At 41.9% G+C, this 11,679-nt stretch carries 8 protein-coding genes and 1 pseudogene; 1 reads left to right on the plus strand and 8 read right to left on the minus strand.

Translation table 11 applies throughout. The features are described 5' to 3' along the window. Positions 1 to 4: 4 nt before the first annotated feature. From FTT92_RS15775 to FTT92_RS15805, 7 genes are all read right to left on the minus strand, one after another. Positions 5 to 823, minus strand: coding sequence for an AraC family transcriptional regulator (locus FTT92_RS15775; RefSeq protein WP_032073151.1), 819 nt, complete (start codon positions 821 to 823; stop codon positions 5 to 7). Between the two features lie 251 nt (positions 824 to 1,074). Then, entirely contained in the window at positions 1,075 to 1,641 is a 567-nt protein-coding gene (locus FTT92_RS15780; RefSeq protein ID WP_000678311.1) for a recombinase family protein, read from the minus strand. Between the two features lie 186 nt (positions 1,642 to 1,827). Next, positions 1,828 to 2,727, minus strand: coding sequence for a cation diffusion facilitator family transporter (locus FTT92_RS15785; RefSeq protein WP_005028603.1), 900 nt, complete (start codon positions 2,725 to 2,727; stop codon positions 1,828 to 1,830). Between the two features lie 86 nt (positions 2,728 to 2,813). Continuing rightward, entirely contained in the window at positions 2,814 to 5,954 is a 3,141-nt protein-coding gene (locus tag FTT92_RS15790; protein WP_179994455.1) for an efflux RND transporter permease subunit, read from the minus strand. Continuing rightward, positions 5,944 to 7,173: an efflux RND transporter periplasmic adaptor subunit gene (locus FTT92_RS15795; RefSeq protein WP_016658777.1), complete on the minus strand. Its 1,230-nt coding sequence runs from the start codon at positions 7,171 to 7,173 to the stop codon at positions 5,944 to 5,946. The genes FTT92_RS15790 and FTT92_RS15795 overlap by 11 nt, the downstream gene beginning before the upstream one ends. A 1-nt stretch (position 7,174) precedes the next feature. After that, a complete protein-coding gene (locus tag FTT92_RS15800) occupies positions 7,175 to 8,500 on the minus strand; it encodes a TolC family protein (protein ID WP_035269736.1) in 1,326 nt (441 codons plus the stop codon). 48 nt (positions 8,501 to 8,548) lie between these two features. After that, a complete protein-coding gene (locus FTT92_RS15805; RefSeq protein WP_227591103.1) occupies positions 8,549 to 8,965 on the minus strand; it encodes a cation efflux protein, CzcI-like in 417 nt (138 codons plus the stop codon). A gap of 289 nt (positions 8,966 to 9,254) precedes the next feature. Here FTT92_RS15805 and FTT92_RS15810 point away from each other — a divergent pair. Then, a pseudogene (locus FTT92_RS15810) lies at positions 9,255 to 9,491 on the plus strand (hypothetical protein); the annotation flags it as partial. 123 nt (positions 9,492 to 9,614) lie between these two features. Here the strand turns inward: FTT92_RS15810 and brxL are convergent. After that, positions 9,615 to 11,651, minus strand: coding sequence for a protease Lon-related BREX system protein BrxL (gene brxL, locus FTT92_RS15815; protein ID WP_180172591.1), 2,037 nt, complete (start codon positions 11,649 to 11,651; stop codon positions 9,615 to 9,617). Positions 11,652 to 11,679 lie beyond the last annotated feature (28 nt).

Genomic DNA, 11,679 nt, shown 5'->3' on the forward strand with positions numbered 1-11,679 from the left:
ACGGCTATCTTTTAATATTTATCATTTTCCATTGAGTGGGAGTTAAACCAAATGTTTTTATAAAATGTCTGGTCATATGACTCTGATCAAAAAAGCCTGCATTTAAAGCAGCATTAACAATAGACTCCCCTTGAGCAAGGTAGAACTTAACTGTTTCTAAGCGACGCATGATCATATAACGGTGTGGGCTAGTTCCAAATAATAATCGGAAATCACGAGAAAGGCTCCAGCGGTCACGATCAGCATGTTTCTCTAAATCTGACAAACTTAAGTTTTCATGTGGATACGCCAAAATACACTCACGCGCTCTCTCTGCTGCCTTGTAGTCAAATTTTTTGTTTTGGTTAGATGAAGTATCTGAAATTTCACACAGTGTAGTTGCCAAATCAAATAGAGCATCTTCCTCTTCTAGGGTATCCATATAATTATTTATATTATTTAGAAAGCTATCCATTGCCCTAAACAGGCGAATATCATTACTTAAGCCATGTCTGATAAAAGGCAAAGGTTTACCCTTTAAAATGGTTTGGATCATCGCTGGTTCGATGTAAATCATTCTATAGCGATAGCCATCTAATGTTCCTGATTCACCATCATGCTTTTCATCCGGGTGTAGAACCATAGTCATGCCTGGCAAGCTATGTTGCAATGTACCTTTGTAATGAAAGTTTTGAACTCCGGAAAGAGTCCTGCCAATAGCATAAGTATCATGTCGGTGAGGTTTATAAGCATAATTGGAAAGAAATGCTTCAATTCTTTCTAATTTATGATTTTGAGTGGGGGATCTCACAATCCAATTATTTCCACTGGAGAAATCAGGCATAATTGATGGCCAATTTTTCGTAGATTCTATTGTAGATTATTTTTCACTTTTCCTAAAATTAACATAATACACGTTATACGTAATGCTTGATATTTCTCTTTAAATATCATTATATTAAAGCAAGCCGTTCTGAAATATAGGGCACCAGCAGAGCGGCTTTTTATTGATTATTCATGTTCCACGCTTAAAATTCGAACAGTGTTTCATGATTTTTATAAGTTAAACTAAATTTAGTTGCTAATCCCAATAAGCTATTCACTAACTTGTAAATATCGGTATACCGCCTGACGACTAATCCCAAAAGCTTTCCCTAATGCCATTTTCGATGGATACTTCCCCTCCTTCCATGCTTGTCGTAAAGCTTCAGCTTGGTCAGGCTTTAGTTTATGCACCCGACCTTTGTACTTCCCCTGAGCAGAGGCGAGTTTTATTCCTTCCTTTTGCCGCTCTAAAATGATCTCACGTTCGAACTGTGCAAAAGCACCCATCATTTGAAGCATCAAATTATCCATCGGGGTGGATTCGGCTGTAAAAGTAATATTTTCTTTTACAAACTGGATGGCGATCCCTCGTTTGACCAGTTTATCTACTTCAGTGACCAAATCTTTTAGGCTTCGCGCAAAACGATCCATTGAATGTACAATCACCCTGTCCCCTTCCCGGACATAGTTCAACATTTCCTGAAATTTAGGTCGGTCAGTATTTTTACCTGAAGCACGGTCAACAAAAATCCGGTCGACCTCAATTCCTTCAAGTTGACGTCCAGTGTTTTGCTCGACAGAACTTACCCGGACATACCCTACTTTTTGGCCTTTCACTTTTTCACGCCCCAATTGGATAAAAATGAACAATTTCGTAAATTATAATTCTTTAACACTAAAGTTACATGTTACTTATGATTAAAAATCATTTAAATGATACATAATTTCATGAACTTCCAGATTGTAACTTTAGGGTATACTTTAAAGTTACACAAAACATCTATATGAAGACTAAAGTCCAAATTAGTGTTTATGTTGGTTCAATGTATTACATTTCGTATTTTCTATTTGTAACGTAATTTCAGTAATATTATGATTATGTTTTAGAACTTCTAAGGCCTTTTGATAGAGTTGATCTGTATTGCTATTCGGAGCAACCAAATGAGCAGTTAAATGAATATTTCTTGAGGATATAGCCCAGACTTTCAACTGATGAATCCCTTCAACGCCCTCTAGCTTCAATAAATCATTTCTTAACGACTCAATATCAATCTCATCAGGAACTCCTTCAAGCAGAATATGAATACTTTGTTTTAATAAAATCCAAGTTCGAGGTAAGACCCAGAAGCCAATTAACACAGCGATTACGGTATCAACCCACATCCACTGGGTAAAATAAATAACTATTCCTCCGATAATCACGCCTATCGATCCTAGAGCATCACTAAGAACTTCTAAATATGCACCTTTTATATTTAGACTTCCTTCAGCACTAGCAGAAAGGATTTTCATTGAAATCAAATTTATGACCAAACCAATGACCGCGACAATCATCATTCCAACACTTTGAATTTCAGCAGGATTCGTAAAACGTTGATAAGCTTCATATACAATATATATTGCTACCACAAAAAGCATCACCGCATTAAACAGAGCCGCTAAAATTTCAAATCGCTGATAGCCAAAAGTTCTTTTATCATCTGCGGCTTTTTTACCAATTTTGATAGCGGCAAGAGCAATAGCTAAAGCGGCTACATCAGTAAACATATGAGCTGCATCAGATAACAAAGCCAAACTTTGGGTAATAAAAGCAGCGACAACTTCTACTATTAAAAAAGTAGTCGTTAAACCTAAGGCAACCATTAACTTCTTACTATTTTCTTCAGTAACAACCGCATGGCTATGATCATGATGTTCTGACATAAAATATTTTCCTTATTCTATTTATGATGAGCAGAGATATTGGATAACAGCCAATATCTCTGCTGTAAATCGACTAATCTATTGGATTAAGAAACTTTCTTTTCATTTATCCAACGATAAAGCACGGGTAACAGCACCAAAGTTAGTAATGTTGAAGAGATAATCCCGCCAATCACTACGGTTGCCAGTGGCCGTTGAACCTCAGCCCCTGTTCCGGTTGCCAGCGCCATTGGTACAAAACCCAGTGAAGCCACACAAGCTGTCATCAACACTGGTCTTAAGCGCAAAATAGCCCCTTGCCACACGGCTTTATGCACTGGATATTTGTCCCTTAATTCCTTAATAAAGGTCAGCATTACCAGTCCATTGAGGACTGCAACACCAGATAAGGCAATAAAGCCAATTCCAGCTGACATCGATAATGGAATATCCCTTAGCCAAAGGAACAGCACACCACCGGTCAAGGCAAAGGGTACCCCGGTAAAGACCAATAGACTTTCTTTGACATTGTGAAAGACCGCCATCAGTAAAATAAAGATAGTGATTAAAGCCAGTGGAATCACGATTTGCATCCGTGCTTTGGCTGAAGCCAAATTTTCAAACTGACCGCCATATTCTATCCAATAACCACTTGGCAAAGTGTATGCTTTGAGCTGTGTCTGTACATCAGAAACAAAAGACCCTAAATCACGCCCTTCAACATTCGTTGTAACCACAACTCGGCGTTTACCATTTTCTCGACTGACTTGGTTGATTCCTTCAATGGTCGAGACTTGCGCGACATCCGACAATAAAATACTGCCACCATTTGGAAGCTGAATAGGTAACTGGGAAACAGATGCGACACTACGGTCTTGCTCTCCAAGACGGATAACAAAATCAAAACGACGATCGCCTTCTAAAATCTCTCCCACGCTTTGTCCACCAATACTGGTTGCCACAAGGTCTTGAATTGAACGCACACTCAAACCATATTGTGCAGCCAAAGTTTTATTTACCTCGACATTCAGTAATGGCAAACCTGAGGTCTGCTCAACTTTCACGGCACTGCTACCCGATATTTGCTGAATGATTTTGGAGATTTTAGTCGCCTCAGTATTGAGGACATTCATATCATCACCGAAGATTTTCACACCAACATCACTACGCACACCTGAGATCAATTCATTAAATCGGAGTTCAATCGGTTGTGAAAATTCACTATTATTGCCTGGAATCGTGGCTAAATACGTCACCATACGGCCACGTAATTCATCTAAACTTTCTTTAGGATTTGGCCATTCTGAACGAGGCTTTAACATGATATAGCCATCTGAAATATTGGGTGGCATGACATCTGTTGCAACCTCGGCTGTACCCGTTCTGGCAAATACTGCCTTAATTTCAGGGAAACTCTTTAAAAGAAGTTTTTCAGTATTCTCCTGAATACGTAAAGACTCTTCTAAGCCTGTACTTGGTGAACGTAACTGTTGTACCGCAAAGTCTCCTTCACTGAGCTGTGGTGCAAATTCACTGCCGAGTTTGGTACTGATAAATCCCGTAATCACTAATACACACAGTGCAAAAGTCAGCACAACTGCTTTGTATTGATACGAAATATCAAGAGTTTGCTGATATTTAGCTTTTAGCCATAACATCCAACGACTTTCTTTTTCTTGAATATCGCCTTTGACCCACAATGCCACAGCAGCAGGCACAAAGGTGATCGATAAAATAATGGCTGCAACAAGGGCGAGTACCACTGTCAATGCCATCGGATGGAACATTTTTGCTTCCACACCACTTAAAGCAAAAATCGGCAAATACACCACCAAAATAATAAGCTGACCAAAAATAAGAGGACGACGTGCTTGGCGGGCAGCCAGAAAAACTTCCTTAAAGCGTTCACTTTGTGTGAGAGGTCGTTTTAACAGTTGCTGTGTATGGGCTAAACGCCGGATACAGTTTTCGACAATCACCACAGCACCATCGACAATGATGCCGAAATCGAGTGCACCTAAACTCATCAGATTGGCACTGATATTTTTCTGTGCCATCCCGGTTAAGGTAAACAGCATAGAGAGTGGAATGACACAGGCAGTAATCAAGGCAGCACGGATATTCCCTAAAAACAGGAACAGAATGATGATGACCAGGATTGCTCCCTCTACCAAGTTTTTCTGAACGGTTTTAATCGCCTTCTCAACCAAGGTAGTACGGTCGTACACCGTTTCAATCACTACCCCTTTAGGCAAACTATTCTGAATATCTTGAAGCTTGGCATCCACAGCTTTAGAAACAGTCCGGCTATTTCCCCCCATCGCCATCATGGCAATCCCTAAAACGGTTTCTTTGCCGTTATAGGTTGCCCCACCGGTTCTTAAATCATGCCCAATAGAGACTTGCGCAATATCACCAACCCGAATTGGGCTGCCATTTGGGCTACCCAGCATGGTGTTCTCAATATCAGAAAGCCCATTGAATGTACCCGGTACACGTACCGTCAGTTGCTGACCATTGTCTTCAATATAACCTGCACCTCGGTTCTCATTATTTTGCGCTAAAGCCTGTTGCAGTTGTTCTAATGAGATATTCAGTTGCTGCATCCGGTTTAAATCGGGAGAGACCACATAGGTTTTTTCAAAACCACCAATACTGTTGACCTCTGCAACTCCCTTAACACGTTGCAGTTGAGGACGCACAATCCAGTCCTGAATCTCACGTAAATCCATCGGCGTGTATGCAGTTCCATCCGGCTTTTTCGCATTCGGATCTGCCTTCAGTACCCATTGATAAATCTCACCGAGACCCGTAGAAACGGGGGACATCGTCGGTGCGATTTGTGCAGGCAACTCAGATTGCGCCTCCTGTATCCGTTGGTTAATCTGCTGACGGGCCCAATAAATATCAGTCCCATCTTTAAAGACAATGGTGACTTGAGAGAGTCCATAACGGGATATGGAACGGGTAAGCTCCAGATCCGGAATGCCAGCCATGGCATTTTCAATGGGATAGGTAATCCGCTGTTCGACTTCAAGCGCAGTAAAACCCTTGGCTTGAGTATTAATCTGGACTTGGGTATTGGTAATATCGGGTACAGCATCAATCGGGAGTTTCTGATAGCTATACACCCCGACCGCAATCCAGGTACAGACAAAGAGCAACACCCAAATCGCATTTTGTATGGAAAACTGAATGATTCGTTCGAATAAACCTTCTGGTTTTGGCAGATCAGAATTAATGTTCATGGCCTGCCTCGTCTTTTTCTAATTCAGATTTCAACAAGAAACTGCCTTGAGCGATATACTTCTGCCCTTCAGTCAGCCCAGAAATCACTTCAAGCCATTGTCCATCACTTGAAGCCTGCCCCAATTGCACTTTCTGTGCTTTTAAGTGGACTTGACCTTTTTGTTCTGAATCTACGATGAAAATACTGTCTTCACCTTCAATACTTTGCAGCGCAGACTTTTGAATCCGAAGGGCTGATTTTGCTGTAGCTTCCGGAATCAACACTCTCACTAACACATTAGAACGCAACTCAGTAGCTTGCGCATCGAGTTTTGCGCGCACCACCAGACGCCCTGTTTGTACATCTGCCTGAGAGGTTAAGCTTTGTACAGTAGCTTTATAGATTTGATCTGAATCATTCACTTTAAAGTCAATTTTTTGCCCGGCTTGCAGTTGACCTGAGAATTGATTCGGCAAATTAAACTCAAGCCATAAATCTTTCAGCTGTTCAATGACAAAGAGCTGATTAGCCAGTTGCACATTTTCACCGACCACAATATCTTTTTGACTGATCACCCCAGAGATCGGTGCTTTAATCAGAAAACGCCCATTGTTATTGCCACTTGCACCTAATGCATTTAAACGTGCTTGTGAGGACTGGACAGTAATCTGCGCTTGACGGTAGGCATTTTCGGCACGCTGGTAATCCTGTTTGGCAGAAATCCCCTGTGACCAGAGTTGCTGTTCGCGCTGGTAATCTTTACGGGCCAAATCCAGATTCACCTGTGCCATACGCAGATTTGCCTGTTGGTCGATCAGTTCAGGCACGATTAGTACAGCCAGCGTTTGTCCTTTTTGCACGCTCTGTCCTAAAGCCACATTGACCTGCTCGACATGACCACTAAAATTAGGCGATATATGCGCTTGTTGATCGGTATTCACCACCAATTTACCTGGCAGGGTTGTCAGCTTTTCAACCAATCCTGTGGATGCAACAGCAACTTTTAAACCTTGTTCAACCATTTGTTGGCTGGTCAGTTGTATTTCGCCTTCTTCAGCATGTCCTTCTTCAGAACTATCTTCATCAGAATGTTCGGCATTTCCCTCATCATGACCATGCCCCTCAGATTCAGTTTTTTTTGAACTTAACCAAATAACCAGACTGACCAAGACCGTAATCAGAATCAAAATTGCAATCATGAGAGACTGGGATATTTTTCCGTTTTGCTTGGCGTTCATTTTATCGTGCTCCCCCATTGATTAAATTTTGCGATGCTTCGACTGCCTTTTTATTCAGTTGTGTATAGGCATCCGAACGGCTAATTTCTTCATAACTTGTGCCAATACTGAGTGCCTCAGCTGCGAGGGCAGTTTGCCAAGCTTGACGTAGAATTTGTAATTGACCCAATCGAAGATTCTGCAGTTGGGTGGTTGCTTGCTGAACGTCGGTAATGGACAGTTTCCCTGCCTGAAACCCTTGTAAAGTACGGCTCTGAACTTTGGTCGCCAAAGTAACTTGTGCTGTTGTGGCATCGAACTGGCTACGTAAACCTTTGAGCTGATGCATGCTGTTGGCAATATTGAGTATTTGTTGCTTCAGCTCACGCTGCTGCTGTTGGTTCAGCAATATTTGCTGTTGCTGGACCATCGGGATCGCATATTGCTGGCGGTTAAAAATATTCAGTGGAATAGCCACGCCGATTGCCAAAGTCGTATCGTTGCTTTCATTAGGGGTTTTGCTACGTTTCATGCCTACATTTAAAGTCGGATTGGGACGTGCCTGAATTCTTAAATTTTCAATTTGATGATCCGATTGCTGAATGTTCAAGGCATAGAATTTTTCTAGCCACCCTTCAGCAATATACCGTTGCACAGTTTGGAGACTTTGCTCTGGCCAAGGGATAGCGGTTTTATTCAATTGAAGATGTGAAGATGTTTCTCCCCCCCACAAATTAGACAGCTGACGACCGGCAGCTTGTTTATTCAGCATCGCTTGCTGATAAAGTCGTTGGATTTCTAGCGCTTCAATTTGGGTACGCTCAAAATCAACCAGGGCAATACTGCCTGCCTGATAGCGTTTCTGGGCACTGTCCAGATTGGCTTTACTTGTTTTTAACTGTACTGAATAAGCAGACTGCTCAACCTCAGCAAGTGCAAATTGCGACCATGCAAATTTAACAATCAGTTGGCTTTGTGCCTTCCATAATTGCTGTTGCAATTGGATTTGTTGATTCGAGGTATTGGCAATCACCCGGTTCAGCTTACGCTGACCAAATAGATCTAGAGGTTGACTAACGCCAACATTGAATTCCTGTTCTTGACCTGAGCCAAAGCCAGACTGTTCTAAACTTATACTTGGATTCTGCCATAACCGACTTTGCTGAATATTCAATTCAGATATTTGCTGAACTTGTTGCCACAGCTTGTCTTGAGTCTGGTAACTTTGTACTTTTGCTAAAGCGGATTCAAAGCTGGTAACGTTTTCAGCATAGCTATATTGCATAGCCGCTGCACATATACAAGCAACCAAGCTATGACGCAAGAGTATAATTGATTGTGAAGACATGATTTTTCCCACTTATTTAAATAATAAAAGTGGTGGGAATGTTTTAGGCTACCCCACCATGAGCGGGGAAAATTCGGGAGGTGGGCTTTGTTGAAACAGGTCAGGAGCCTGATAGCTGTTTTTCCAATGAAATTGTGGATTCACTTTAACTTCAGAGCTTGGATGAAACACATCTACTTTTTCATTTTGTACAATCAAATGCGTCATCGATGGTAGATGATCTTGATGATCTTCACCGATTTCTAAATCGCTACTGAATGTTTTTATGTTTTCTGACTGTCCATTATGATCGTGTTGACGACTATCGCTGGCACACAAGGTATTTTGGTGATGACCAAAATGATAACTCTGCTGTGATTGAGGCTGTTGTTCATGGACACAAAAGGCCGCCGCCACATTCCAAAAGCTTTGGAACATGAACAATCCAACCAAGACTGTAATCCATGTAGTAGAACGCATCATCATAACAATCGAAAAATTTGTACCAAGTATAAGGCTTAGAGCCACTCCAAGGTCAAGCTTAATAAATTAAATTAAACATTCAATGAACACTGAATAGCCGGCACTTTTGCAAATTTACCTTGTCTCTATAAGCTCACATCAATTTCAGGTAAGAATAACAATAGATAGTGAACCGTACCGGGTTTGTCGGAGACTTTTTATTTAAGTTAGGCCACCTGACCTAACGGGTTAATCTTATCATTGTACATTGCTTCAAACTCAAAAGGCGATACATTGTCAACGGCATTCTAAAATTGACCCCTTTTACCTTACAAATGGCAAAGTAAAATTGCCCCCTGAAATCAGAGAAAGAGCGGTTCAATTATTGATTGAATCTGAAAAAGATTATCCTTCTACTTGGGCAGCAATCACAGCTATTGATCCTAAAATCGGTTGTACTCCTGAAACATTGCGTGTTTGGTATCAAAAATATTTAGATCAACAAAATCCTGTCAAAGTACAACAGATATCTGATCAAAAAAAAATGAAGGGTAATCCCCCCTAAAATACTAGCTCTTTAAAAGAGGCAGTATTATGCTTTTACAACATGGTGTTTAACTTGAGAAACTGAATTTAAAACAATCTACTGTAACTCTTCCAGACAGATATGAAATTAATCCACCCCTAACCCTTTAAACACCGCATCCACCGGATCTGCATAAAAGCTGGTCTGGAACTTGGTAAACAGTTCCACAGGAATCGTTGGGATATCTGCCGCACTACTCATTGGTAAAGCAACCTTCTTGGCACCCGCATCAAAAGCAACTTGCAGACATTCGGCAATACTTTCCACCGGTGTCACTGAACCACCCAAGCTCATATCACCCAGTACCACCATCTGACTTTGTACCGATCGTCCTAAGAGGCCAGAAGCGAAAGCCACTAAACTTGGCAGAGCAAGATGGCTGAGCGGGCCGGTATTCTGTAATTCCACCACATGTAAGTGGAAATCATGTTCCAGCACCTTACTGCCCCCCGAGATCCGGGATGCATTGGCCTTGAAGTAATCAAAAGCAATCTTGACCTGTTCTTTGGCACTACTTGAATTCCATAAGCCAGATGTCGCCAATTTTCCTGAACCTTTAGTGACTTGAAGTTCTAAGCGGTATAAGCCTGGCATGCCCTTATTACTGAGGCCAATGGTATACAGGAAGCCTGGTTTAGCAGGACCTTCGGGAATAAGTCCACCTCCACCCTGCTCTTTTACCGAAACAAAATGCTCTTCTAGGGTGTCATTGTCGATATAGCTAAAATGCACATCATAGAATTCCATCCCCCCAATTTTTTTCAGCTGTTCTTTGACCCGACGGCGCACCTGCAGCGCATATTCCAGGCATTGCCGTACATCTTCTTTGTTAAATTGACCATGTGGGTAGAGCAGCTTCATCAATCCAGAAACCGTCTTGCGAACGGCAATCACATCACGCTGATTCAGGTTATTCCCTAGCTTAAAGTACTTCTCAATGGCATCCGCAAAACTACGCTTACGCATTTCCCGGAAGAACTCAGCCAGATAATCAACGATCAAGCCATAACGGTTGGTAAAGAATTCCGGGCGCATTTTCGGAATTTCCCAACCCGGGATATAGGCATGAAAGCGATCAAAGAATGCTGAATCGATCATGGCTTCAGGAAAAGGAGCCAATAAGTGGCTAGTCTTCACCAAGGATTCAACACTTTGGTTAATATTACCCACAAAAACCATCGAAGCTGAGGCTTCCATCTGTTCACGACCACGGGCAAAAGATCCTGAGGCCATGTAGTCTTTCATGATCTGTACGCCATCTTTGTCCTTAAAGGAAATACCAGCAACTTCATCAAAAGCTACCACATCCCATAAGCCCACCAGACCAATACGGCGGCTACTCATGTTATAGAACAGGTTGGCGACAGTCGTTTGTCCACCGGAGACTAAAATACTATTCGGTGAACACTCTTTGTAAATATGGCTTTTCCCGGTACCGCGTGGTCCCAGTTCACAAACGTTATAGTTATTTTCAACGAACGGAACCATACGCGCTAATAGGTGCCATTGCACATCCTCTTTTAACGAAGCCGGTTCCATGCCGATCGAACGGATTAAACTCTCGCGCCACTGATCAGTGCTTAATGCTGCTCTGCCACTGAAAAGTTCATCCATATTCATATTCGGCATTTGAATCGGCTTGAGTAAGCTCACGCCAAATGGAGAACTCTGTCCTTCTTCAAAATAATAACTGAGCGTAGCAATGACCCAGATACCACCAACAAGTAATTTTTCATACTCTTTGACGATGCCTGCCGAGATTTCGGCATCTTTGATGCCAAGATTACTAAATGATGCTTCGTATTTGTCTTTACGCTCATTCAGCTTTACAGTCACCCGATCAATGACCTTATAACTGCCCCGTTCACGGACCAGGGATTTCACCTTCTCGGCTTCATCCGGTCGGACGTAGTTCTCAGCCAGTACGGTCTTTACGTTACGTAGTCCCTGTTCAATGATCTCTGGATCATCCGAGGCACAGTACATCCCCAGCAGGTATTCGAGTACATAGACAGGGACATTGGCCCCTTCTTTGATCAGTTTAGTTAGATCCTTACGTACCACCCGCCCAGCAAAGTGTTCATTCAGCAGCTGATCCAGTTCTTTATCGTTAGCAGATTCCATGTAGGCTACGCTCTATCGTTAATTCGTT

The sequence above is a fragment of the Acinetobacter sp. YH12023 genome, assembly GCF_013420135.1.
GTDB lineage: Bacteria > Pseudomonadota > Gammaproteobacteria > Pseudomonadales > Moraxellaceae > Acinetobacter > Acinetobacter amyesii.